We start from the raw sequence: 23646 nt of genomic DNA, 5'->3' as shown, positions 1-23646 counted from the left end.
CTCGCAGCCGGGTCGCTAGCCCTGGGGCGCGGAGTCCACGACGGCGGTGTGCACCGTCGTGACGGCGTCGACCGTGTCGCCTGCGGGCCCGCCGCTTCCATAGTCCTCGGCGATCGAGTCGATGAGTCCCTCGTCGGTGTCGATCACGATCGTCGTCGTCCGGTGGCCGGGGACGACGTACTGCAACGTTGCCGTCGAACCCTCCTCAGCCACCACCTCGAATCCTGGGATCAGGGCGATCGCGAGGAAGAACGCCGAACGCAGGTCGGCCGGCATCAGGTTGATCGCCGACGGATCGGAGAGACCCGCCACAAGCCACCGATCTGCTTCTTCGCCCGTCATCCCCGCCTGTCCACGGAGCCAGTCGAGCAGCTTCTGGGGATCCCTCGGCATCTCGTCGTAGTACGGCCGGTATCGGTCCGCCAGGTACGGCATCGGTGGCTCGTCGCCGCCTACGGCGAGGTACTCCCCCGCCGGGAGGTTCTCGATCGTGCCGCGTTCACGAATCTGGGAGCCGGGCGAGGAGCACCAATCTCGTGCCGCCTCGGCGCCGCGGTCGCCGAACGACTCCACGACCTCGGCGTGTCCCCAGTCGTAGAACCAGTCTCCTGAACGGTCAGCCGGGATGAACAGGACGCGCGTGTCGCGCACCAGCACGGCGGCGTCACTGCCATCTCGCGGGGCATTGAACGGCATCGTGTTCTCGTCGTCGTCGTCGGCCCACTCTGCCTTCCAGAACTGCAGGTGTTCGCCGACGGTCTCGATCCGCAGATACTGCCCGGCGACTAGTGCGGTGTCCTGCGCTCCGAAGGTCACGGCAGACGCGCGTTCCAGCACCTCGGCTGCTGCCGCATCGGGAGCGGTCGGGGGCGCGATGACCGAGCCGGCGACGATCGCGGTCACGGCCGCTCCGGCGACGAGCCCCCCGATACCGATCCCGGTCCACGTGCGTCGTCGGTACGGGCGTGCTCGCTCCGGACGCGCACTCCCCGCCATCTCTCGAGTCAGCGCCCGCCGCGCGGCAAGAACGGTGTCATCATCCACATGGGACTCATCGATCCCGATCTCACGAACTTGTTCCAAAAGCTGCATCGCTATCCTCCTTCGCCATCCATGTCAGTCGGGCAGATCCGTGTGAGCCGGGCGGCGCGAGCTTTCGACGAACGCGATTCAGCCGGGACCGAACGGTTCCTACCGGCACACCGAGCGCTGCGGCGATCTGCTCATACGTAAGATCACCCCACGCATGCAGCAACAGCGTGTCCCGATCCTTGGCTGCGAGGGCGGCGATCCGCGGGGCCAGTGCCCGCAGGGCGGCGTCGGCGTCGATCCGCGAATCGGAAGCGACGTGCGGAGTCTCTTCCGCGACCTCCTCCGCTGATGCCGAGGCTTCGAAGGCCCGCCACTGCCGCGCTTCCGCGGCCCGATGGCTCTTCACCACCTTGGTCGCGATGCCGAGCAGCCAGGGCCGCGCCGACTCCGCCCCTAGGTCAAAGGACGTGCGCCGCCGGAAGGCGACGAGGAACGTCTCGCTCAGGACGTCATCGACGGCGTCCGCTCCCACCCGTCGCCGGATGTAGCCGCCGACGGGTCGGACGTGCCGCTCGAAGATCTCGGAGAAGACTCCGGGATGTTCGAGCGACCGCTGGATGATCTCGCTGTCCGTGCTCACACTGAGTATTGGGGCGAATCCCGAAAACGGTTCACGCTTTCTTCGAAGAATTTCGTGACGCGCCCAGATCGAGCCTCATCAACACCCGAGGGAATCCGTCGAGCACGGACCCCGTGTCCGCCGCCTTCGCGAACCCCGCGCTCTCGAAGAGCGCTCGAGTGCCGACGTACGCCATGGTGAGATTCACCTTCTCTCCACCGTTGTCGACGGGGTACCCCTCGATGGCCGGGGCTCCGCGTTCTTTCGCGTATGCCACCGCTCCCTCGATAAGCGCGTGGGAGACGCCCTGTTTGCGGTGCCCCGGCCGCACGCGGAAGCACCACAGCGACCACACGTCGAGGTCGTCGACATGTGGGATCAGCCGATTACGGGCGAAGCTCGTCTCACGCCGCGGGTGCAGCGCCGCCCAGCCCACCGGCTCATCATCGAGGTACGCGATCACGCCGGGTGGCGGATCCTGGTGACACAGCTCCCGCACACGATCAGCGCGCTGGTCCCCGCGCAGCGCGACGTTCTCCTTGCTGCCGATGCGATAGCTCAGGCAGAAGCAGACGTTCGACGTCGGATTCTTCGGGCCGACGAGCGCCGCGACATCGTCGAACTCCGTTGCTGGTCGAACCTCGATGTCCATGCGATCAGTGTGCCGGAGACGGCCGACATCGCAACGCCGACGCACGGGCTATTCGCCGCGCAGCACATCCAGTGCGTGCCGGAAGTCCTCCGGATACGGGGATTCGAACTGCACCCAGTCCCCCGTCGTCGGGTGGGCGAACGCCAGCTGGTGCGCGTGCAGCCACTGCCGAGTGAGCCCGAGCCGAGCCGACAACGTCGGGTCGGCTCCGTAGAGCGGGTCCCCGACACAGGGATGCCGATGCGCCGCCATGTGCACGCGGATCTGGTGAGTGCGGCCCGTCTCGAGATGGATCTCCAGGAGCGAAGCACCCGGGAAGGCCTCGAGCGTCTCGTAGTGAGTGACCGAGGGCTTGCCGTCCGGAACCACCGCGAACTTCCAGGAGTGGTTCGGGTGCCGCCCGATCGGCGCGTCGATCGTCCCCGCCAGCGGATCCGGATGCCCCTGCACCACGGCGTGATAGATCTTCTCGACCGTGCGGTCCTTGAACGCCTGCTTCAGAACCGTGTAGGCGTGCTCGGACTTCGCGACGACCATCAGACCGCTGGTGCCGACATCGAGCCGATGCACGACGCCCTGACGCTCGGGAGCGCCACTCGTGGCGACACGGAATCCTGCGGCCGCGAGAGCGCCGACGACCGTGGGGCCCTCCCAACCGACCGACGGATGCGCCGCGACGCCGGTGGGCTTGTCGACCACGACGATGTCGTCGTCGTCGCACACGATGCCGAGTTCGGGTACCGCGATCGGAACGATCTTCGGTGCTTCCTTCGGCTGCCACTCCACATCGAGCCACCCGCCGCCGCGGAGGCGGTCGGACTTGTCGAGCGTCACGCCATCCAACCGCACACCGCCTGCTGAGGCGACGTCGGCGGCGAAGGTGCGGGAGAAGCCCATGAGCTTCGCCAGGGCTGCGTCGACGCGAGTGCCGTCCAAGCCGTCGGGCACCGGCAGAGACCGCGATTCCACGGTCAGCGTCCTTCGGATGCGGGAGCTGCACCCTCCGAGGGTGCATCGTCCTCGTCTGTGCGACCGGCGGGTGCGTCTGCCGGCATGACGTCGGCGTCGGTCTCGGTGGCGGCGACAGCAGCCGCCGCTGCGGCCTCTGCTTCCTCCTCCGTCTCGACCACGGCATGGTCACGCTCGCGCGTGCCGTCGAAGCGAAGCCCGAACACGACGAGGAGTGCGACAGAGATCATGCCGGTCACGATGAAGATGTCTGCCACGTTGAAGATCGCGGGCATCATCCACGGCATGGAGATCATGTCGACGACGTGTCCGACAGGGAAACCGGGCTCACGGAGCAGACGGTCCGTGAGGTTGCCCAGCACACCGCCGAGCAGGCAGCCGAGAACGACGGCCCACAGTCGGGATCTGATCCCGAACGCCTTCCAGATGATGACGGAGGCGACCACCGCGAGGGCGATCGTGAAGATCCACGTCACCTCGGAGCCGAGCGAGAAAGCCGCGCCGGGGTTGCGGACGTAGTACAGCTGAAGGAACTCGCCGAGAACCGGAACCGGCTCATGCAGAGGCAGGTTCTCGATCGTGAGGTACTTCACAAACTGATCGGCGGCCAGCACGAGCGCTGCGAGAATCGCAACGATCGCACCGGCCGCCGACCGACGAAGGGGCGGGCGTCCTGACAAGAGGCGCCTTACAGACCGATCGCGGAGACGGGCGTGGAGTCCGTGGACGCCGACTTCTCGTCGAGCTCGCGAAGCTGGCCCTCGATGTAGCCGCGCAGCTGCGAGCGGTAGTCGCGCTCGAAGTTGCGGAGTTCGGTGATGCGGGCTTCGAGCGTGTTGCGCTCGCGCTCCAGGCGTGCCGACTCTTCGCGCTGCTTCGCCTCGGCCTCGGTGCGGATGCGCGCGACCTCGGTCTCGGCCTCGGCGATGAGCGCGTTGCGCTTCGCCTCACCCTCGGCCACGTGCTCGTCATGCAGACGCTGCGCGAGCTCGATGATGCCGGCCGTCGCGGTCGCGGAACCCGTCGGAGCAGGCTCTGCATGCACCTCGGCGACGGGCGCGGGGGCTTCGGTCGCGGCCGGAGCTGCCGGTGCGGCAGCCTCGGGAGCGGCGCCGGATTCGTACGCTGCCAGCTTGGCCTTCAGCTCGACGTTCTCCTCGAGAGCCTTGCGCCACTCGATGACGATCTCGTCGAGGAAGTCGTCCACCTCGTCCGGGTCGAAGCCGTCCTTGAAACGGACGTGCTGGAACTGCTTGGTGACGACGTCATCCGGGGTAAGTGCCATGAGTGGCTCCTCTTTCGATGAGTTCGAATGCCAGTATCGATGTATGGCGTGGTCGTGATGTGGCGCGAACCCGGGGCGCGCACCTGGGTGCCAGCATAGCCCCCGCGCCACAGCGCCGCGATGTCGCGACACCCAGACTGCGGGAACTCGGGGCGCGCCCGACGGGAGAATCAGGCGGTGTTCGTCAAATGAAAAGCCGCACGATGTTCATCAGGATCAGTACCACCAGCAGGGTGAGCGTGAACCCGAAGTCGAGGGACAGCGACCCGATCCGCAGGGGCGGGATGAGCCGCCGGAAGAACCGGATGGGTGGATCGGTGACCGTGTAGACGGCCTCAGCGGCGACCAGACCGAAACCCTTCGGACGCCATTCCCGATTGAACATCGGGATGTAGTCCAGGATGAGGCGCGCGAAGAGCACGAAAATGTACAGCAGCAGCACCAGATGGACGATGCTCGCCGCGACGGAGACCAGCTCCACGAGTTACGACTGGTCGAAGCCCGCAGACTCAGCGTCTGCGTGTGCGATGCCCCCGTGGCCCGAAACCGCGATGTTCTCCGGCGAGAGCAGGAACACCTTCGAGGTGACGCGCTCGATACGGCCGTACAGACCGAGGGAGAGCCCGCTCGCGAAGTCGATGAGGCGACGCGCATCGGCATCGCTCATCTGGGAGAGGTTGATGATGACGGGGACGCCCTCGCGGAAGCTCTCGGCGATCAGCTGCGCATCGCGGTACTGCTTCGGGTGGACGGTGAGGATCTCGTTCACGGCTCCTGCAGACGGCTGGCGGACGGCGACGGGGCGACGCAGCGGCGTGACGGGAGCCGGTGCGGGCTCCTCGCGGTCACGGTCGCGTTCGCGGTGAGCGCGGGCAGGTGCCTGCGCCTCCTCCTCGTAGACCTCTTCCTCGTCGGCGAGGCCGAGATACACCATGGTCTTCTTCAGCGGGTTACCCATCGTGTCCTCCGGTTCGAACGTTTGGGGCTGGTCTTTTCACAGGTTAACCCCGGTCGGGCCGGGGGCCGGTGATTGCGGAGCCGATCCGCAGGTGTGTCGCACCGGCGGCGATCGCCTCGGCGAAGTCTCCGGTCATCCCGGCCGAGATCCAGGATGCGGCGGGCTCGGCGACGCGGACGGCATCGGCGATGTCACGCAGGCGAGCGAATGCGGCTGCCGGTTCCTCATCGAGGGGCGCCACCGCCATCACGCCGCGCAGGCGCAGCGACGGAAGGGAGAGCACATGCTCGGCGAGAGCCACCGCATCCGTGGGAGCGACGCCGCCTCGGCCTGGATCGTCCGTCAGGTTGATCTGGACGAGCACGTCGAGCACGTCGTCGCTCTCGGCCGCCCTGTGCAGGGCATCGGCGAAGCGGTCGCGGTCGACCGAGTGCACGACGTCGGCGCTGCGACGGATGGCGGCGGCCTTGTTGGTCTGGCCCTGACCGATGAAGTGCCAAGTCAGATCGAGAGCCGCCAACTCGGCCTGTTTCGCCGACAGCTCCTGCTGACGGTTCTCCCCGACCTCGCGCACACCGAGCGCACGCAGGTCGCGCACGAGGGAGGCAGGGTGGAACTTCGTCACCACGATACGGGTGATCTCCTCCCGCCCCCGCCCTGCGGCGCGAGCGGCGACGGCGATGCGTTCATCGATCGCCGTCAACCGCTCGGCCAGGCCCAGATGGTCCTGACCGTCGACCGCCGAGGTCACTTCAGGAATTCGGGGATGTCGATGTCGTCGTCAGCGAAGGCCGGCTCGATGCTCGTGGTCGGCACGCGCTGCTGCACGGGCTCGGGCTTCGTCGTCTCGCTCTTGGTCTCGGACTCGTCCGGGAGGGCGACCTCGGGGAGCGTCGCGGCCGACGGACGCGAGACGACCATCGGGTCCAGGCGGAGGGAGGGCTCCCCGCCGTCGAAACCGGCGGCGATCACGGTCACGCGGACCTCGTCGCCGAGGGTGTCGTCGATGACCGTGCCGAAGATGATGTTCGCCTCGGGGTGCGCGGCCTCCTTGACGAGATCGGCGGCGTCGTGGATCTCGAAGATGCCGAGGTTCGATCCACCCTGGATCGAGAGCAGCACGCCGTGCGCACCCTCGATGGATGCTTCGAGCAGCGGCGACTCCACGGCCAGCTCCGCGGCCTTGATCGCACGATCGGCGCCGCGGGCGGAACCGATTCCCATGAGGGCCGATCCTGCACCCTGCATGACCGACTTGACGTCGGCGAAGTCGAGGTTGATCAGACCCGGGGTCGTGATGAGGTCGGTGATGCCCTGGACACCGGCGAGCAGAACCTGATCGGCGGTGGCGAAGGCCTCGATCATCGAGATGCCGCGGTCGCTGATCTCGAGGAGACGGTCGTTCGGCACCACGATGAGGGTGTCGACCTCTTCCTTGAGCTTGGCGACGCCGGCCTCGGCCTGGCTCTGGCGGCGGCGACCCTCGAAGGAGAACGGCTTCGTGACGACACCGATGGTGAGGGCGCCGATCGACTTCGCGATGCGTGCCACGACCGGGGCGCCACCGGTTCCGGTTCCGCCGCCTTCGCCGGCGGTCACGAAGACCATGTCGGCACCGGTCAGGGCCTGCTCGATCTCTTCGGCGTGGTCCTCGGCGGCGCGTCGACCCACCTCGGGGTCCGCACCGGCACCGAGGCCTCGGGTGAGCTCGCGGCCCACATCGAGCTTGACGTCGGCGTCACTCATCAGCAGCGCCTGCGCGTCGGTGTTGACGGCGATGAACTCGACTCCGCGGAGACCGAGATCGATCATGCGATTGACGGCATTGACGCCGCCACCGCCGACGCCGACGACCTTGATCACGGCGAGGTAGTTCTGGTTCTGGCTCATGGCCGGCCTCCGATTATTCGAGCCTGGAAAGGGTGAACCTTAAACCTCAACTAGAGGTGTAAAGTATTTCCCGGTATTGCGTTCTCTTTGATCGAAGGTAAGCGCCGCCCGCCCTCGTGCGCGCGATCACGTGGGCGTGTCGCCCCATTCCCTCGCGAAAGCCGTCGGCGTTGCCGCGAAAGCCGTTAGCCGACGACGGCCACCTCGGGAGACGTGACGTCGATGGACGCCGCATCCGGGTTCTTGACCATGGTGGCCGAGAGCGTGAGCGCCTTGAGCCCCGATTCCTCGGCACTCCCCCAGACCACGACCAATCCGGAATCGAGCGTCAGCGTCACATCGTCAGCGGTCGTCGCACGCACACCGGTGAGAGCGGCACGGACATCGGCCGGCAGCGCGCGCACGACGAGACCGGCGCTCTGGAAAGCTCGCGACTCGACCCCGCCGTCGACGTCGATCACCGGCTGACCCGCCGGCTGATCGGACGTGGTCGACAGTGCCACGCCCGCGGCATCGACGAGGGTGTATCCCGCAGTCGATCGGATGACGCCGACAGGCGTGCGCTCCACGATCCGCACCGTGAGATCGTGCGGAGGGTGCGCCTCCAGCGCATACGTCTCGATGAGGGGGAACGCCAGCAGCGCGGCCTTCACCTCGCTGGTGTCCACGAGCGCCAAAGGTGTGCCGACCTGGTCACCGAGAGCGGCCTCGATCGCGGCAGGGTCGAGACTCGCGGCTCCGACCACGGTGATCTTCTCCACGGCGAAGAGTGGGCTGTACGCCGCCGCGACACTGCCGCCGATCAGCAGGACCACCGCGCCGATGCTGCTCAGCCAGATGATCCGTCGACGCCGGGAGCGCTGCGTGAAACGCCGGATCTCGGAGCGGAGCGCCTTGCGTCTGGCCCGTGCTGCGCGCCACACGTCTCTTGTCGATGTCGGCTCGGGCTCGTCACCGGCAGCACCCACGGCTCCGTCACGGGACGACGACTCCGGCATCGCGCCATCCGCTTCGGCCCGCTCCCCGACCGCGTCATCGCTCTGCCCCCGCGAGCGTGCCCTCGCCTGCGACGCGGTGCCCTTCTCCGCCGGGTCCTCGGGGGCGGACGGAAGGGGTGCGGGACGACGCATCGTTATGCCTCGTCGGTCCGGCGCAGCGACTCCAGTACCTGCGGGATGATCTGGTAGACGTTGCCGCAGCCGAGGGTCACGACGAAGTCCCCGTCACGGGCGACCGTGGCGGTGTAGTCGGCTGCCTGCTGCCAGTCGGCGACGTAGTGCACATGGGACGGGTCGCGGAACGCGGTGCTCACCAGCTCGCCCGTGACGCCGGGCACCGGGTCTTCCCGAGCGCCGTAGACATCGAGCATCACCGTGTGGTCCGCGAATTCCTCCAGGACGTCGGCGAACTCCTGATACATGTGCTGCGTGCGGGAGTACGTGTGCGGCTGCTGGATCGCGATGATCCGCCCTGACCCCGCGATGCTGCGCATGGCCTCGAGTGCCGCCCGCACCTCGGTGGGATGGTGCGAGTAGTCGTCGTACACCGTGACGCCCCGCTCGATACCGTGCTGCTCCAGCCGGCGCACGGTGCCGGCGAAGCCCTCGACGGCGCGCACGGCGTCGACGAGCGCGTACCCGAGTGCCCTGAGCACCGCGACGACCCCCGCCGCGTTGATCGCGTTGTGCACGCCGGGGACCGCGAGATGCATACGCACCTGCTCGTCCCCTTGGCTGATGGTCGCGGCGACCGGTCCGGCCGCGACGATGTCGCTGACGCGCACGTCGGCGGTCTCCGCCTGGCCGAACGTCAGCACGTTCGAGTGAGTGATCCCGGCACCGACGCGGAGCGCTCCGGCATCGTCGCTGGAGATGACGACGGCTTCGGTCGCGGCGTCGGCGAACCGCACGAACGCGTCGTGGAACGCCTCCTCCGAGCCGTAGTGGTCGAGGTGGTCGGGATCGACATTGGTGATGAGCGCCACCGCGGTGTCGTAGAGCAGGAACGTGCCGTCGGACTCGTCGGCCTCGACCACGAACAGGTCACCCGTGCCCGTGGCGCTCGAGGTGCCGAGCTGCTCGATGACGCCACCGTTGACGAAGTGCGGGTCGGCACCGAGCTCGCGCAGCGCCGTGACGATCATCCCCGTCGAGGTGGTCTTCCCGTGCGCCCCCGCGACCGAGACCAGCCGTCGGGAGCCGATCAGCCAGTGCAGCGCCTGCGACCGGTGGATCACGTGGAGACCGCGAGCCTTGGCCGTCACGAACTCGGGGTTCTCGGGCCAGATCGCCCCGGTGTGCACGACGGTGTCGGCATCGCCGAGGTGTGCGGCGTCGTGGCCGACGTGCACGGTCGCCCCGGCGGCTGCCAGAGCACGCAGGTTGTCGCTGTCCGCACGGTCGCTGCCGGAGACGCGGATGCCCGCATCGAGGAACATCTTCGCGAGGCCGCTCATGCCGGAACCGCCGATGCCGATGAAGTGGGCGGCGGTGATCGTCTCGGGAATGGGGAGGGAGAGGTCGGGTCTGATCATGTCCGCTTCAGTCTACTTTTCTTGGCTGTTCTCGGCCGTGTCAGACCGCGTCCAGTGCGCGGTCGATCAGCCTGATCACGTTCTCGGTGCCGTTGCGTGTTCCCGCCGTCTCGGCGGCTGCGGCCATCCGGTCGAGCCTGTCCCTGTCTCCCAGCAGCGGCACGACGATCCGACGCACCGCATCGCCGTCGAAGGTCGCGTCGTCGAGGAGCTCGGCGGCACCTGCGGCCACCGCCGACGCCGCGTTCAGGCGCTGCTCGCCGTTGCCGACCGAGTAGGGCACGTAGAGCGCGGGGATGCCCAAGGCGCTGATCTCGCTGACCGTCGCCGATCCGGACCGCGACACGATCAGGTCCGCCAGCGCGAAGGCCAGGTCCATGCGGTCGACATAGCGACGCAGTGCGTACCCCTCCACGCCAGGATCGGCGAGATCGCTGCGCTCGCCCGTCACGTGCAGCAGCTGCCACCCGGCCGCGAGGATATCGCGCCAGGAATCCGCGAGAGCCTCGTTGAGGCGCTGAGCACCGAGCGATCCGCCGAACGCGAGCAGGACCGGACGATCGGCGTCGAGGCCGAAGTACTCCGCTGCCTCCGCACGCGTCGCCTCACGATCGAGCGCGATGACCTCCTGCCGCAGCGGCATCCCGACCGTCTCGCTGCCCCGGAGCGGCGTGCCCTCGAAGGCGACGCCCACGGCGGCGGCGCGACGAGCCCCGAGCACGTTCGCGAGACCGGGCTTGGCATTGGCCTCGTGCACCACGAACGGCACACCCTCGCGCCGCGCAGCCACGTAGGCGGGTGCGGACGCGTAACCGCCGAATCCGACGACGACCTCGACGCGGTGGCGTCGGATATGCGCGCGCACCTGAGCGATCGCGCGGCGGAAGCGCACCGGGAAGGCCGCGGCCTGGCGGTTCGGACGACGCGGGAACGGGACCTTGTCGACGACGAGCAGTTCGTACCCTCGAGCGGGCACCAACCGGGACTCCAGCCCCTCGGCGGTCCCGAGCACGAGCACGGTGGCATCGGCGTCGCGTTCACGGAGCGCGTCGGCGACGGCGAGCAGGGGATTCACATGGCCGGCGGTGCCACCGCCGGCGAGGAGGTACGAGGTCACCTGGTGACCCTACCCCGCCCGGCTGATGGCTTCTCGACCGGCTTCTCGACAACGGGAATGGTGCGCGCGAAGGCGAGCAGCACCCCGCACGCGATCAGCACGGCGAGCAGCGCCGTACCCCCCTGAGACATGAACGGGAGCGGGACTCCCATCACCGGGAACACACCGATCACGACGCCGATGTTGAGCACGGCCTGACCGACGATCCACACGGTGATGCCACCGGCGGCGACGCGGATGAACGGATCCGGCGTCTTCCGGATCACGTGGAAGGCGCCGACGGTGAAGAACGTGAACAGGGCCAGGACCACGATGCAGCCGATCAGCCCGAGCTCCTCCCCGACGATCGCGAAGATGAAGTCGTTGCCGGCAGCGGGCAGCCAGCCGTACTTCTCCTGGGAGTTGCCGAGCCCGAGCCCGAAGATCCCACCCGATGCCATGCCCCAGATGCCGTGGATGGACTGGTAGCAGTCGCTCTCGTACAGCGCCATGTTGTCGCACGTCGCCGTGATGCGCCGCATCCGGTCCTGGCTCGACAGCGCATACGCGAGGACGGCGACGATGCCGATCACCACCGGGATGATGAAGAGTCGGAGCTTGACGCCCGAGAAGAAGAGGCAGCCGAGCAGGATGAGCACCAGCACCATCGCGGTGCCGAGATCCTTCCCGGCGAGCACGGTGCCGATCGCGAGCGCGCCGACCGGGATCACGGGGATGAAGACGTGGTGCCAGGTGCCGAGCATCGCCTGCTTGCGCAGCAGCACCGCGGCGATCCAGAGCGCCAGCGCGAGCTTGAGGAACTCCGAGGGCTGCAGCGTGAAGCCGGCGATGTCGATCCAGTTCCGGTTGCCGCCGTCTTCGATCCCGAGCGGCGTGAACACCAGGAGCTGAAGGGCGACGGCGCCGAAGAGGGCCGGCCACGCCATCTTCTTGAGGAATGCGACGGGCAGACGGCTGATCAGGAACATCAGCGGGACGCCGAGGAGCGCGAACACCCCTTGGCGGAGGACCCCGCCCATCGGATCGGCGCCGCTGGCGACCGCGGTCGCACTCGTCGCCGAGAGCACCATCACCAGGCCGAAGAGGGTCAGCAGCAGAGCGGTCGACGCGATGAGGAGGAACTCGGTCGACACCGGCGTGAACCGGCGGCCGAGCGACACCCGGGCGGCGAGTCCGCCGGACTCAGAGCGCGGAGGGCGGGACACCTGCGTCATCGGCGCTCCCCCGGTCTATCCAGTCACGCACCGCCTCGGCGAAACGGTGCCCTCGATCCGCATAGCTCGAGAACTGATCGAACGATGCCGCCGCCGGGGCCAGCAGGACTGTGCCCTCGCCGTCGACGATCCCCGACGCGATCTCCACGACACGGTTCATGACCTGTCCAGTCTCGCCAGCATCGACCTCGAACACCGGTACCGACGGCGCGTGTCGCCGGAATGCCGCGACGACGGAGGTCCTCTCGACCCCGATCACGACCGCAGCGCGAGCAGTCGCACCGACATCGGCGACGAGGTCGGCGATGTCGACGCCCTTCAAGTCTCCCCCGACGACCCACACCGCACCGGGGTAGGCACGCAGCGATGACGCGGCGGCATGCGGATTGGTGGCCTTGGAGTCGTCGACCCAGGTGATGCCCGCATGCCGCGCGATGACTTGGATGCGATGCGCATCCAGGCGGAACGACTGCAGGGCGGAGTGGATGGCCTCGGGTTCGACTCCCAGCGAACGCGCCAGGGCGCTGGCGGCGAGGATGTTCTGCACGATGTGCGGAGCGGCGAGTCCGACCTCGTCCAGTGCCGCGATGGTCGTGAGCTCGAGCGCGCTGCGCGCGCGGTCGTCGAGGAACGCCCGGTCGACGACGAGTCCCTCCACGATACCGAGGTCGCTCGGACCGGGGATGCCCAGATCGAACCCGATCGCACGGGCACCTTCGACGACCTCGGCTTCTTCGACCATGAGCCGGGTCGCATCATCGGCCTTGTTGTAGACGCAGGCGACGCGGGTGTTTCGGTAGACCACGGCCTTCGCATCGCGATACGCCTGGGCGCTGCCGTGCCACACGAGATGGTCGTCGGCGAGGTTGAGGCACACGGCTGCGTGCGGGAACAGCTCACCCTCTGGCCGTGACTGGCCGAGGTACCAGAGCTGGTGGCTGGAGAGCTCGACGACGAGCACGTCGAAGCCGGCAGGATCCCGCACCGCATCGAGGACGGGCACGCCGATGTTGCCGCAGGGCGCTGCCCGGAGACCGCCTTCGACCAGCAGCGACGCCGTTAGCTGGGTCGTGGTCGTCTTGCCGTTGGTCCCGGTGATGAGTACCCAATCGGCCGGCGTTCCGTCGGCGCGGACCACTTTGTCGCGGACGCGCCAGGCCAGCTCGACATCGCCCCAGATCGCGATTCCCGACTCCTGCGCCCAGCGGATCACCGGGTGCGACGGCGAGAACCCGGGCGAGGCGATGACCACTTCGGGGGCGAAGTCCACCAGCGCGGCCGGCACCTCGGCGAGGGAGCCGAGTTCGAGGCCGGCACCGATCACCGGGAGCAGACGCGCATACTCCTCCTCCGCGGACTCGCTGAGCACGAGCACCTGCGCACCGAGCTCCGCGAGGGTGTCGGCAACCGAGAAGCCCGTCATCGACAGCCCGAGGACAGCGACGCGGAGATCGCGCCAATCGGCGTTCCAACTGGTGAGGCTGTTGAGGCGATCAGTCGACACGGGTGAGCCATTCGACGTAGAAGAGGCCGACGGCGGAGACCGCGAGGAGCCCGGCGATGATCCACATGCGCACCACGATCGTTACCTCGGACCAGCCGCGCATCTCGAGGTGGTGATGGAAGGGGCTCATCAGGAACAGGCGCTTTCCTCGCGTGATCTTGAAGTATGCGCGCTGCAGGATGACAGACCCGGAGGACAGGACGAAGACGCCGGCGATCACCAGCAGGAGGAGCTCGGTGCGGGTCAGGATCGCCATCGCGGTGATGACGCCGCCGATCGCCATCGAGCCGACATCGCCCATGAAGACCTTCGCCTTGGGCGCGTTCCACCACAGGAATCCGATGAGGCTGGCGGCGACCGATGCGGCGATGATGGCCAGATTGAACGGGTCGCGCACCTCGTAGCATCCGCCGAGGGCGTCGGGATCGCCGCCGATGCAGGGCTGCTTGAACTGCCAGAACGCGATCACGCTGTAAGCGCCGACGACGATGACGCCGGCTCCGGCCGCGAGTCCGTCGAGACCGTCGGTGAGGTTCACGCTGTTCGAGGTCGCGACGCCGATGATCGAGATCCACACGAGGTAGAGGATCCAGCCGAGAACGATGCCGAAGGCGAAGAGGTTGAGCCAGGTGATGTCACGGAACAGCGAGATCGCAGGGCTCGCCGGCATCTGCCCCCATCTGTTCGGGAAGTTCAGAGCGACGATGCCGAACGGGATGATGACCAGCAGCTGGCCGATCACCTTGCGCCACCCCGACAGCCCGAGACTGCGCTGGCTGCGCACCTTCATGTAGTCGTCGATGAATCCGACGGCGCCGAAACCGACCATCAGCCAGATCACCAGCAGCGCAGAGAGCGCCGGGACCTCTCCGCTGACCAAGACGCCGGTGAAGTATCCGACGATGGATCCGACGATGAAGATGACGCCACCCATGGTGGGGGTGCCGCGCTTCGCCTCGTGACTCGGGTTGTGGACCGACTCGGGGGTGCGGATGACCTGCCCCCAGCCCCACTTCCGGAAGAGCCGGAGGAAGACGGGAGTCAGGAACAGGGTGAAGGCGAGCGAGATCGCCGCCGACATGATGAGTGACCTCACGAGAACAATTCTCCCAGACGATCGCCGAGATGCCGGAGGCCCACGGAATTGGATGACTTCACGAGGACTCGATCACCGTCGCGGAGCTCGGTGCGGAGGTACTCGAAGGCGGCTTCCTGATCAGGCAGGTGGATGGCCTCACTGTCCCAGGAACCCTCGCCGACGGCGGCGAGGTAGAGCCGCCGTGCCTCGGGCCCGACCACGACGATGCGTTGGATGTTGAGCCGCACCGCGAGCAGACCGATCCGATCGTGCTCCTCCCCCGCGCTCTCGCCGAGCTCGGTCATCGCGCCGAGAACGGCGACGGTGCGCTCATCGGGACCGGTGATCTGCGCGAGAGTCCGCAAGGCTGCGGCCATCGAGTCCGGGCTGGCGTTGTATGCGTCGTTGATGATCCGCACCCGATCGCTGCCCAGCGGCTGCATGCGCCACCGTTCGGCGATCTCGACCGTCTCGAGTCGCGCGACCGCATCTGCGGGCGTGACGCCGACGACGACGGCTGCGGCGATGGCCGCCAGTGCATTGGACACATGGTGCGCGCCGAGGACTCGCAGGCGCAGCGCCAGGTGGTCGCCGTCGACCTCGACGGTGCAGGACGTGCCGGAGGCGGAGACCGCGATGTCGTGCGCGCGGACATCGGCGGCGGGCCCCTGCCCGAAACCGACGACCTGCAGGCCACGCGCCTCCGCGAGCTCCCGCATCGCGGCGACCCTGTTGTCGTCGATGTTGAGGACGGCGGTTCCGGGAACCCGAGCAGCTTCGACGAGCTCTGCCTTGGCCTTCGCGGTGGCTTCGATCCCGCCGAATCCTCCCGCATGAGCCATGCCGACCATGAGCACGACGACGACATCCGGCTCGACGAGACCGGCGAGGTGCGCGATGCTGCCGGGTGCCGCTGCCCCGAACTCGCTCACCAGGAACCTCGTGTTCTCCGTGACGCGGAGCATCGTGACCGGGGCCCCGACCTCGTTGTTGAACGACTTGATCGGCGCGACCGTCTCGCCCTCGTCCTCGAGGATGCGCGCCAGGAAGTTCTTCGTCGTGGTCTTTCCGTTGGAACCGGTGATGCCGATGATGCGGAGGGAGCCGCCGGCACGCACGCGCGCCACGACCTCTCTTGCCAGCTCCCCCAGCGCAGCGACGGCGTCGGCGACGACGATCTGACTGACCGGCACATCGACCGGGTGCTCCACGATGGCCAGCACGGCGCCGGCAGCGACCGCGGACCCCACGAATTGGTGTCCGTCGGTCTCCGCGCCGGGCTTGGCCACGAAGATCGAGCCGGGGACCATCGTCCGCGAGTCCGTATCGACGAGGCCGTCGACGACGGTCTCGGCGGTGTCTTCTCCGGCCACGCGCAGATCACCGCCGATTGCGGCGGTGATCTCAGCGAGCGTCAGGGCGATCATTTCATCTCCATGCGCGGCTCTCGCCGACTATCCGAACTTGGGAAGGAGCTCGTCCATCGGGACAGAGGACGGCATCACGCGATACGTTTTCATCACCTGCGTCATCGCCTTCTGGAAGGCGGATGCGGTGGCCGCGGACGATACAACCTTAGTCGGCTCGTCGAGGGTGACCACGACGACGTACTGGGGATCGTCCACCGGCGCGAAGCCGACCATGCTGGTGTAGTACACGCCGTTCTTGTAGCCGCCGTTGACGGGGTCTGCGACCTGAGCGGTACCGGTCTTGCTCGTCACACGGTAGCCGGGGACCTGGATCCGCTCGGCGTTACCACCCTGGACGGCGACGTTCTCGAGCATGCGCGTGATCTCGGACGCGGTCTGCTTCTCGATGATCTGCTCGTGCTTCGGCTTGTCGGGCGAGGCGACGGTGCCGTCCGCCTTCGTGCACGACTCGACCAGCGAGAGGTCGATCTTCTCACCGCCGTTGGCGATCGCCTGGTACGCGCCGGCGAGCTGCGCGGCTGTGACCGTGTAGTACTGGCCGAAGGTCGTCGTGTAGAGCGACTGGCTGTCCCAATCACTGACCGGGTGCAGGGTTCCCCCGACCTCGGAGGGGAAGTCGATCGTCTTGTGCCCGACCCCGAACCGCTCCAGGTAGTCGTAGCGCACCTCGGGACTCACCATGGTGCCGAACTTCGACAGCGCGACGTTCGACGAGTCGATGAGCCCGCCGGCGAGGGTGTAGTTGTACGCCGGGTGGTTGAACGCGTCGTTGATGACCGCGCCGTTGGGGAATGTCTCCCGCGACGACGCCGTGACCGTGCTCAGGGGCGTGAGCCCGGCACCCTCGATGGCGGCGGCGGCGGTGATCGCCTTGAAGGTCGACCCCGGCTCGAAGTCCCTGTGGAAGATCTGGCTGTACCGCGTCTCCGGCGTCGAGGAGTCGAGGTCGTTGGGGTCCAGGGACGGCCACTCGGCCGCCGCACGGATCTTCCCGGTCTTCACCTCGACGACGGTCACGGTGCCGCCCTTGGCACCCTGCTTCCGTGCCTCTTCGCCGACCATCTGCTGCAGATACCACTGCAGATCACTGTTGATGGTGAGCTGCACCGAACCGCCGTCGACGGCCTCCACCGTGCGCTCGCTGCCCGGGATCACCACGCCGTTCGCGCCTCGGCGATACGACTCCTCGCCATCGATCGGCGCAAGGCACTTCTCGCCCAGTTGCTCGACACCGGCCTGGGCGGTCCCCGAGCCGTCGAGGAAGCCGAGGACGTTACCGGCGACCGCGCCGTTCGGGTAGACGCGGGTCTCTCGTCCCTCCATGTGGAGGTAGGCGAGGTTGTTCTCGCGCTTCAGGTCGCGCAGCTCGATGTACTGCTCGGTGGTGAGGGACTTCTTGAGTGGCGCGTACTGACTCTGCGAGTCCTTCGCGAGTGCGTCGGCGACCAGCGCGCGGACGTCGTCGCCGGTCTGCCCGGTGATCGCGGCGATCCTGTCCGCGGCTTCAGCCCAGGGCAGCTTGGGATCGTTCTCTTCGAGCTGTGTGATCACCAGCGGGCTGAGTTGCGCGTCGTACACCATGACGCTCGATGCGAGGACGGTGCCACCGGCGTCGACGACCGAGCCGCGCTGCCCGGAGATCGTGTCCCCCACGCCGATCTTGGTGAGCGACTGCGCGACGTGCTCGTCAGCGCTCACGACCTGGATGTCGACGAGGCGCACTACGAAGGCCGCCAGCACGGACAGGATGACGGCGAGGGCGACGACGGTGCGTCGCCGCGGTCCGCGGGTGGCTCGTGTCGTCATGGCTTTCTCCGTCGATCGTGTGTGTTCAGCGTGTCGTGGGGCTCGGGAGTCCGTCGGTGATCGCCGGCGGCAGCTCCTGAGTGGTCTCGCCGGTCGCTCCTGCATCGGTCGCCGTCTTCGTCGGCGCGGGCTTGACGATGAGCGAGTTGCTCACCGCACCCGCTCCTCCGGGGTTGACGGTGGAAGTCCAGTCCGCGCCCGCGCCGGTGCCGAACACCGTTCCATCGCTGAGGCGCAGGTACGACGGCGATCCCGCCACCACCATCCCGAGCCCCGCCGCGCTGTTGGCGAGCACCTGGGGTGAGCTCAGCCCGGTGAGCTCCTCCTGGAGCGCATGGGTCTGCAGATTCAGTTCACGCTGCTGGGATGTGAGGCCGGCGAGCGTGAAGGAGTCCTGCGTGATCGCGAGCGACAGCGCGACCTGGACCGCGCCGATGGCCAGGGCACCGCCCAGGGCGACCAGTGCGTACGCGAGCTTGGGTTTGCGCCGGACGGCAGGCCGGGTGACCGGTTGAAGCCTCCGCTGCGGCTCACGTGCCGGGGCGACCGGCTGGACCGGTTTGCGGACGACGGCGTTCAGGCTCATGCGCTCTCCCGCAGCTTCTCGGCGGCGCGAAGACGCACCGGGATCGCACGCGGATTGCGCGCGCGTTCTTCGTCGGAGGCGAGTTCCGCCCCCTTGGTGAGGATGCGGAACTTCGGCGCATGCTCGGGAAGCTCGACCGGGAGCCCTGCCGGAGCCGTCGAAGCTGCGGCAGCGGCGAACGCCTGCTTGACCAGGCGGTCCTCGAGCGACTGGTACGACATCACCACGATGCGTCCGCCGACACCGAGCGCGTCCATCGCGGACGGGATCGCGTCGGCGAGCACGTTGAGCTCCGTGTTCACCTCGATGCGCAGGGCCTGGAACACGCGCTTGGCCGGATGCCCGGCGCGCTGAGCAGCAGCCGGAGTCGCGGCGATCAGGATCTCGACCAGCTGGCCGGAGCGGGTGATCGGCTGCTTCTGCCGGGCGTCGATGATGAAGCGCGCGTAACGACCGGCGAGCTTCTCCTCGCCGTACCGCTCGAAGATGCGCCGCAGATTGCCCTCGCTGTACGTGGCGATCACGTCGGCCGCCGTGACGCCCTTGGTCTGATCCATCCGCATGTCGAGCGGTGCATCCTTCGAATACGCGAACCCGCGCTCGGCCTCATCTAGCTGCAGTGAGGAGACCCCGAGGTCGAAGAGGATGCCCGCCGCGCCCTGGGCGTGCAGGCCGATCTCGTCGTACACCGTGTGCACGAGCGTGACGCGGTCCTTGAAGCGGGCGAGCCGCTCCCCCGCGATGCGCAGGGCGTCGGTGTCGCGGTCGAGCCCGACGAGACGGATGTTCGGGAAGCGCTCGAGCAGCGCCTCCGAGTGGCCGCCCATGCCGAGCGTGGCATCGACGAGCACCGCTCCGTCCGCCTGGAGGGCGGGAGCGAGCAGCTCGACGCAGCGGTCGAGCAGTACGGGGGTGTGAATGTCTCGGAGGTTCATGATCTTTCTCGGGGTGACCTTCGGCTCTGATCCCCCTCCGCTTCTCGACCCGGCACCGGGGAAGTGTGTCGGGGCGGGAGCGGCGGGGCATCACAGCCGTGGTCAGAAGAGTCCCGGAATCACCTCCTGCTCGAGGTCGGAGTAGGTCTCCTCGCCGGCGGCGAGGTAGGCGTTCCAGCTCTCGGCATCCCAGATCTCGGCGTGGGCGCCGACTCCGGTGACGATGAGCTCCTTCTGCAGTCCTGCGTACTGACGCAGATGCGCGGGGATGGTGATGCGGTTCTGGCTGTCGGGCATCTCCGCGCTCGCACCGGAGAGGAACAGTCGCATGAAGTCACGCGCCTGCTTGTTGGCGAGCGGGGCCTGGCGGATCCGCTCGTGCATCGTCTCGAATTCGGCCGTGCTGAACACGTAGAGGCAACGCTCCTGGCCACGCGTGACGACGATGCCGCCGCCGAGGTCCTCGCGGAATTTCGCAGGAAGGATGACCCGTCCTTTGTCGTCCAGCTTCGGTGAGTGCGTACCCAGCAACATCGGCCATCACCCCCTCTCCGTCCGGCCAACTCGAGGTGCGCCCCACTTTACTCCACTTTCCTCCACTTACCTACGACCAATCCGCAGAATCAGGGGCGAGGACAATCCGGGCGCGCCAAAGAACCGCGGAATTCCGCGGTGGAGGAAGGTGGAGCGCCAGTGGAGGATCAGCGAGGGCTCGCGTTAACGACAGAAGCCCGGATGCTCAGCATCCGGGCTTCTGTCGTGAAAGATCTGGGGGGTCAGTGACCGTCCTGGCGCCGATCCCAGCGGTCGTTCATCCGATCCATGAACGAGGCGGAATCCTGACGCTTCGAGGCGGTGCGTTCACGAGGCTCTGAGGGAGTCGATCGGCGCACGGGCATGACGGCGATCATGACGCCGGCGAGCATCGCGGCGAATCCGATCACACCGACCACGATGCCCCACACCCCGCCGAGGATGACACCGGCCACGAGGCCGCCGACTCCGGCGAGCAGAAGGAGAGCACCGTAGACCAGATTTCGGTAGCTCAGTGCACGGTCGCCGGACGGCGCGCTGACGACGTCGGCATCGTTGTGAAGGAGATGGCGTTCCATCTCGTCGAGCAGACGCTGCTCCTGTTCGGAGAGTGGCATTTCGTCCCCCTCGGGTATCGTGCGTTCCATTCTACGCGCGCCCGGGCTTCCGGGGCTAGCAGTTCGATGTCCCCATGCTTTACGTATGCTGGGAGTCGTGCCGTCTTCCTCCCCCGTCCCCGGTGCGGTCGCCGCGCGCCTCGACCGATTCCTCACCCGGATGCGCGAGGAATCCTCGGAGTACGGATCGGATGCCGCCTCTTTCCTTGATGCCGCTGCCGGCACGCTCGAAGGAGGGAAGCGCCTGCGCGCCCGGTTCTGCCATGCCGGATGGCGCGCCGTCGCCCGCTTCGACGACCGCGATGCGAACGAGACCGACGCCCTGTGGGACGTCTGCACTGCGCTCGAGATCTTCCAGTCGGCCGCCCTCGTGCACGACGACCTGATCGACAACTCGGATACACGCCGCGGGCGGCCTGCCGCCCATCGCGCGCTCGAGGCGGCGCATCGGTCCGCCGGCTGGTCGGGAGACGGCGAGGCCTTCGGGCGCGCCTCGGCGATCCTCCTCGGAGACCTCCTCGTCGCGTGGAGCGATGACCTGCTCGAGTCCGCGCTGGACGCGCAGCTCCACGCTCGGGCAGTGCGCTCCGAGTACGCGCGGATGCGACGGGATGTGACCACAGGCCAGTTCCTCGATATCGCCGAGGAGTCGGCCTGGAGCGTCAATGACGGTCGGCTCCACGCCGAGAGGGCGTTGCGCGTCGCGTCGCTCAAATCGGCCCGCTACAGCATCGAGCAGCCGCTGGTCCTGGGCGCCGCCCTCGCCGGCGCCCACACGGACCAGACCGCGGCGCTGCGTCGCTTCGGCCACCCGGTCGGCATGGCGTTCCAACTCCGCGACGACGTGCTCGGCGTCTTCGGCGATGCCGCCGTCACGGGGAAACCGGCCGGGGATGATCTCCGTGAGGGCAAGCGCACCGTTCTCGTCGCGCTCACCAGGCAGACTCTGGACGCATCGGCGAGGAACCTCCTGGACGAGATGCTCGGCGACCCGGACCTGACCGCGCAGCAGGTGTCGTTCTTGCAGGCCACCATCGCCGACTCCGGTGCATTGGACGAGGTGGAGGCGATGATCGCCGAATACGCTCGCGAAGCAGACCGTGCACTCTCTGGCGCACGGCTCGACAACGCCGCGGTCGGCGATCTGCGCGAGCTCGCGCGAGCCGCCACCGTGCGCTCAGCCTGACGTCGGCTCGCCTCAGGCGAGGGTGCGCGCGAGTCGCCGGACCGCGCTCTTGTGGCCGGCCAGCAGCGCATCGATCGGCGATCGGCCGAGGCTCTCCTCCTCCGCGAGGAGCCAGTCGATGAGCTCGTCGTCGGTGAAGCCTGCATCCTGGAGCACGATGATCGTCCCCCGCAGCGAGCTGAGCGGATGCCCGTCGACGATGAACACCGCAGGAACCGCGAAGACGCCGCTGCGACGCGATCCGACCAGATAGTGGTCGTCGATCAGGCGGCGGACACGGCCGAGGGGCTCGTCGAGCACCTCGACGAGCTCGGGCATCGTCAGCCACGCGACGTCAGCGGCGGCAGGGGTTCCAGCAACGTTCTCAGACACGTTGCCAACTATCTCATCTCTGCACGGGCATCGCATGTCGTCCCTCCAGTCACATCTGTCACTTGCGTCACTTCTGTTGACTTCCGTTTACATCCGTGTCAGCGTGAAGTGCTCGAAAAGGGGGCCCGCCTTGAGAACCAAGACCGCCACGCGTCGAACGCGAAACCTGCAACTCGGAGTGCCTGCCGCCGTTCTCGGCGCTCTCGCCGCCACTCTCACCGCGGCGCCGGCCGATGCCGCAGCGGCCACCGATCTCACCCCGGTCGAACGTCAGCGCAGCACACCCGTACGGGTGGTGCCCGCCCAGGCGGTGCCGGCGAGCTATGTCGTGCGCCCGGGCGACACGGTCTCATCCATCGCGTCGAGATTCGGACTCCGCACCGTCGATGTGCTGACCTGGAACCATCTCTCCTGGCGCTCGGTGATCTACCCGGGCCAGACCCTGATGCTGCGGACGGCCGCTGCGGCGCCCGCGGCCGCCCCTGCCGCTGCCCCCGCGCCGACCGCCGCCGCGCACAGGGTGGTCGCGGGTGACACCGTGTACGCCATCGCACAGAAGTACGGAACCACCGTCGACGCGGTTCTGGCCGCGAACGGACTCACACGCGCATCGGTGATCTACCCCGGCCAGAGCCTGGTGGTCGCCGGATCCGCTGCGCCTGCCGCCGCGCCGGCCGCCGCGCCTGCTCCCGCTCCTGCGACTGCAGCCGCCGCATCCCACACCGTCGTCGCCGGTGACACCGTCTTCAGCATCGCCCAGAAGTACGGCACCACGACGCAGGCGGTGTTCGCCCTGAACGGACTGGGGCCGACCTCGATCATCTACCCCGGCCAGAAGCTCGCCGTCCGTGCGGCTCCGACTCCCGCACCGGCGACGGCCGCAGCTGCCACGGGCGGACAGCGGTCGGCGGCCCTCGACGGCGAGCAGGCAGCGAACGCGGCCCTCATCATCCGCGTCGGCCGCGAACTCGGGGTCTCCGATCGGGCGATCGCCATCGCGCTCGCGACCGGCATGGTGGAATCTGGACTCCGCAATCTCGACTGGGGCGACCGCGACTCCCTCGGCATCTTCCAGCAGCGTCCGAGCACCGGGTGGGGAACTCCGGCGCAGATCATGGACGCCGACCGCAGCACCCGCGTCTTCTACGGCGGTCGCAGCGACCCCAACGGACACGTCACGCGCGGCCTGCTCGACGTCCCCGGATGGGAGAGCATGCCTTTCACCTCCGCCGCGCAGGCCGTGCAGATCTCGGCCTATCCGGACAAGTACGGCCAGTGGGAGACGCAGGCCTACAGCTGGCTCGCCCTCCACGGCTGACCACTTCCATA

General features: G+C 67.9%; 25 protein-coding genes. 2 read left to right on the top strand and 23 right to left on the bottom strand.

Going from position 1 to position 23646, the window contains the following annotated elements; genetic code table 11:
- Positions 1 to 15 precede the first annotated feature (15 nt).
- The 22 genes from AC6CHX_RS00505 to AC6CHX_RS00400 all read right to left on the bottom strand — a co-directional run bounded on the left by AC6CHX_RS00505 (position 16) and on the right by AC6CHX_RS00400 (position 20759).
- Complete coding sequence (locus AC6CHX_RS00505; protein WP_498271248.1) at positions 16 to 1044, bottom strand: hypothetical protein; 1029 nt, start codon at positions 1042 to 1044, stop codon at positions 16 to 18.
- A gap of 22 nt (positions 1045 to 1066) precedes the next feature.
- The gene (locus AC6CHX_RS00500) at positions 1067 to 1672 is read right to left on the bottom strand and encodes an RNA polymerase sigma factor (RefSeq protein WP_498271247.1); all 606 of its coding nucleotides are present in this window, start codon (positions 1670 to 1672) and stop codon (positions 1067 to 1069) included.
- Between the two features lie 31 nt (positions 1673 to 1703).
- Positions 1704 to 2303 carry a GNAT family N-acetyltransferase gene (locus tag AC6CHX_RS00495; RefSeq protein WP_498271246.1) on the bottom strand — a complete coding sequence of 200 codons (600 nt, stop codon included), beginning with the start codon at positions 2301 to 2303 and terminating at the stop codon, positions 1704 to 1706.
- A 48-nt stretch (positions 2304 to 2351) separates the two neighbouring features.
- Positions 2352 to 3272, bottom strand: coding sequence for an RluA family pseudouridine synthase (locus AC6CHX_RS00490; RefSeq protein ID WP_498271245.1), 921 nt, complete (start codon positions 3270 to 3272; stop codon positions 2352 to 2354).
- A 2-nt stretch (positions 3273 to 3274) separates the two neighbouring features.
- Positions 3275 to 3952 (bottom strand): signal peptidase II, encoded by a 678-nt coding sequence (gene lspA, locus AC6CHX_RS00485; protein ID WP_498271244.1) that lies wholly within the window; start codon positions 3950 to 3952, stop codon positions 3275 to 3277.
- Between the two features lie 8 nt (positions 3953 to 3960).
- Positions 3961 to 4557, bottom strand: coding sequence for a DivIVA domain-containing protein (locus AC6CHX_RS00480; RefSeq protein ID WP_498271243.1), 597 nt, complete (start codon positions 4555 to 4557; stop codon positions 3961 to 3963).
- Between the two features lie 184 nt (positions 4558 to 4741).
- Positions 4742 to 5038, bottom strand: coding sequence for a YggT family protein (locus AC6CHX_RS00475; RefSeq protein ID WP_376106817.1), 297 nt, complete (start codon positions 5036 to 5038; stop codon positions 4742 to 4744).
- A gap of 3 nt (positions 5039 to 5041) precedes the next feature.
- Positions 5042 to 5515 carry a cell division protein SepF gene (locus AC6CHX_RS00470; protein WP_029261566.1) on the bottom strand — a complete coding sequence of 158 codons (474 nt, stop codon included), beginning with the start codon at positions 5513 to 5515 and terminating at the stop codon, positions 5042 to 5044.
- 43 nt (positions 5516 to 5558) lie between these two features.
- On the bottom strand, positions 5559 to 6236 hold the full coding sequence (locus tag AC6CHX_RS00465; RefSeq protein ID WP_498272010.1) for a YggS family pyridoxal phosphate-dependent enzyme: 678 nt from the start codon (positions 6234 to 6236) through the stop codon (positions 5559 to 5561).
- 26 nt (positions 6237 to 6262) lie between these two features.
- Positions 6263 to 7405, bottom strand: coding sequence for a cell division protein FtsZ (ftsZ, locus tag AC6CHX_RS00460; protein ID WP_498271242.1), 1143 nt, complete (start codon positions 7403 to 7405; stop codon positions 6263 to 6265).
- Positions 7406 to 7590: 185 nt separating this feature from the next.
- Entirely contained in the window at positions 7591 to 8535 is a 945-nt protein-coding gene (locus AC6CHX_RS00455) for a cell division protein FtsQ/DivIB (RefSeq protein WP_498271241.1), read from the bottom strand.
- Between the two features lie 2 nt (positions 8536 to 8537).
- Positions 8538 to 9938 carry a UDP-N-acetylmuramate--L-alanine ligase gene (gene murC, locus AC6CHX_RS00450; protein WP_498271240.1) on the bottom strand — a complete coding sequence of 467 codons (1401 nt, stop codon included), beginning with the start codon at positions 9936 to 9938 and terminating at the stop codon, positions 8538 to 8540.
- 40 nt (positions 9939 to 9978) lie between these two features.
- Positions 9979 to 11055 carry a UDP-N-acetylglucosamine--N-acetylmuramyl-(pentapeptide) pyrophosphoryl-undecaprenol N-acetylglucosamine transferase gene (locus AC6CHX_RS00445; RefSeq protein ID WP_136042176.1) on the bottom strand — a complete coding sequence of 359 codons (1077 nt, stop codon included), beginning with the start codon at positions 11053 to 11055 and terminating at the stop codon, positions 9979 to 9981.
- Positions 11052 to 12269: a putative lipid II flippase FtsW gene (ftsW, locus tag AC6CHX_RS00440; protein WP_136042177.1), complete on the bottom strand. Its 1218-nt coding sequence runs from the start codon at positions 12267 to 12269 to the stop codon at positions 11052 to 11054. Before ftsW ends, AC6CHX_RS00445 begins: the two co-directional genes overlap by 4 nt.
- Complete coding sequence (gene murD / locus AC6CHX_RS00435; RefSeq protein ID WP_498271239.1) at positions 12238 to 13773, bottom strand: UDP-N-acetylmuramoyl-L-alanine--D-glutamate ligase; 1536 nt, start codon at positions 13771 to 13773, stop codon at positions 12238 to 12240. The genes ftsW and murD overlap by 32 nt, the downstream gene beginning before the upstream one ends.
- The gene (gene mraY / locus AC6CHX_RS00430) at positions 13763 to 14869 is read right to left on the bottom strand and encodes a phospho-N-acetylmuramoyl-pentapeptide-transferase (protein ID WP_498271238.1); all 1107 of its coding nucleotides are present in this window, start codon (positions 14867 to 14869) and stop codon (positions 13763 to 13765) included. Before mraY ends, murD begins: the two co-directional genes overlap by 11 nt.
- Positions 14866 to 16278 carry a UDP-N-acetylmuramoyl-tripeptide--D-alanyl-D-alanine ligase gene (locus AC6CHX_RS00425; RefSeq protein WP_498271237.1) on the bottom strand — a complete coding sequence of 471 codons (1413 nt, stop codon included), beginning with the start codon at positions 16276 to 16278 and terminating at the stop codon, positions 14866 to 14868. The genes mraY and AC6CHX_RS00425 overlap by 4 nt, the downstream gene beginning before the upstream one ends.
- Before the next feature lie 27 nt (positions 16279 to 16305).
- Complete coding sequence (locus AC6CHX_RS00420; RefSeq protein WP_498271236.1) at positions 16306 to 18087, bottom strand: peptidoglycan D,D-transpeptidase FtsI family protein; 1782 nt, start codon at positions 18085 to 18087, stop codon at positions 16306 to 16308.
- Positions 18088 to 18112: 25 nt separating this feature from the next.
- Positions 18113 to 18673 (bottom strand): cell division protein FtsL, encoded by a 561-nt coding sequence (gene ftsL, locus AC6CHX_RS00415; protein WP_498271235.1) that lies wholly within the window; start codon positions 18671 to 18673, stop codon positions 18113 to 18115.
- On the bottom strand, positions 18670 to 19608 hold the full coding sequence (gene rsmH / locus AC6CHX_RS00410; RefSeq protein WP_136042183.1) for a 16S rRNA (cytosine(1402)-N(4))-methyltransferase RsmH: 939 nt from the start codon (positions 19606 to 19608) through the stop codon (positions 18670 to 18672). The genes ftsL and rsmH overlap by 4 nt, the downstream gene beginning before the upstream one ends.
- A 102-nt stretch (positions 19609 to 19710) precedes the next feature.
- A complete protein-coding gene (mraZ, locus tag AC6CHX_RS00405) occupies positions 19711 to 20142 on the bottom strand; it encodes a division/cell wall cluster transcriptional repressor MraZ (RefSeq protein ID WP_056418591.1) in 432 nt (143 codons plus the stop codon).
- 242 nt (positions 20143 to 20384) lie between these two features.
- Positions 20385 to 20759: an SCO2097 family morphological protein gene (locus AC6CHX_RS00400; protein WP_452326879.1), complete on the bottom strand. Its 375-nt coding sequence runs from the start codon at positions 20757 to 20759 to the stop codon at positions 20385 to 20387.
- Positions 20760 to 20856: 97 nt separating this feature from the next.
- Here AC6CHX_RS00400 and AC6CHX_RS00395 point away from each other — a divergent pair, with 97 nt between their 5' ends.
- Complete coding sequence (locus AC6CHX_RS00395) at positions 20857 to 21945, top strand: polyprenyl synthetase family protein (protein WP_498271234.1); 1089 nt, start codon at positions 20857 to 20859, stop codon at positions 21943 to 21945.
- Positions 21946 to 21957: 12 nt separating this feature from the next.
- On the opposite strand, the gene AC6CHX_RS00390 is transcribed toward AC6CHX_RS00395, so the two are convergent.
- Positions 21958 to 22317 (bottom strand): Rv2175c family DNA-binding protein, encoded by a 360-nt coding sequence (locus AC6CHX_RS00390; protein ID WP_376106851.1) that lies wholly within the window; start codon positions 22315 to 22317, stop codon positions 21958 to 21960.
- Positions 22318 to 22447: 130 nt separating this feature from the next.
- Here AC6CHX_RS00390 and AC6CHX_RS00385 point away from each other — a divergent pair, with 130 nt between their 5' ends.
- Positions 22448 to 23635: a LysM peptidoglycan-binding domain-containing protein gene (locus AC6CHX_RS00385; protein ID WP_498271233.1), complete on the top strand. Its 1188-nt coding sequence runs from the start codon at positions 22448 to 22450 to the stop codon at positions 23633 to 23635.
- The last annotated feature ends 11 nt before the right edge of the window (positions 23636 to 23646 follow it).

The sequence above is a fragment of the Microbacterium sp. GQ128 genome, from assembly GCF_059758615.1.
Note: the sequence above shows the minus strand (reverse complement) of the source record. Positions and strands in the feature narration are given on the sequence as shown.

Excerpts from the sequence above, each read along its gene's own strand:
- AC6CHX_RS00495 (WP_498271246.1), bottom strand. The coding sequence starts at position 2,303 with ATGGACATCGAGGTTCGACCAGCAACGGAGTTCGACGATGTCGCGGCG.
- AC6CHX_RS00480 (WP_498271243.1), bottom strand. The coding sequence starts at position 4,557 with ATGGCACTTACCCCGGATGACGTCGTCACCAAGCAGTTCCAGCACGTC.
- AC6CHX_RS00470 (WP_029261566.1), bottom strand. The coding sequence starts at position 5,515 with ATGGGTAACCCGCTGAAGAAGACCATGGTGTATCTCGGCCTCGCCGAC.
- ftsZ (WP_498271242.1), bottom strand. The coding sequence starts at position 7,405 with ATGAGCCAGAACCAGAACTACCTCGCCGTGATCAAGGTCGTCGGCGTC.
- AC6CHX_RS00455 (WP_498271241.1), bottom strand. The coding sequence starts at position 8,535 with ATGCGTCGTCCCGCACCCCTTCCGTCCGCCCCCGAGGACCCGGCGGAG.
- murC (WP_498271240.1), bottom strand. The coding sequence starts at position 9,938 with ATGATCAGACCCGACCTCTCCCTCCCCATTCCCGAGACGATCACCGCC.
- ftsW (WP_136042177.1), bottom strand. The coding sequence starts at position 12,269 with ATGACGCAGGTGTCCCGCCCTCCGCGCTCTGAGTCCGGCGGACTCGCC.
- AC6CHX_RS00425 (WP_498271237.1), bottom strand. The coding sequence starts at position 16,278 with ATGATCGCCCTGACGCTCGCTGAGATCACCGCCGCAATCGGCGGTGAT.
- AC6CHX_RS00420 (WP_498271236.1), bottom strand. The coding sequence starts at position 18,087 with ATGACGACACGAGCCACCCGCGGACCGCGGCGACGCACCGTCGTCGCC.
- ftsL (WP_498271235.1), bottom strand. The coding sequence starts at position 18,673 with ATGAGCCTGAACGCCGTCGTCCGCAAACCGGTCCAGCCGGTCGCCCCG.
- rsmH (WP_136042183.1), bottom strand. The coding sequence starts at position 19,608 with ATGAACCTCCGAGACATTCACACCCCCGTACTGCTCGACCGCTGCGTC.
- mraZ (WP_056418591.1), bottom strand. The coding sequence starts at position 20,142 with ATGTTGCTGGGTACGCACTCACCGAAGCTGGACGACAAAGGACGGGTC.
- AC6CHX_RS00400 (WP_452326879.1), bottom strand. The coding sequence starts at position 20,759 with ATGCCACTCTCCGAACAGGAGCAGCGTCTGCTCGACGAGATGGAACGC.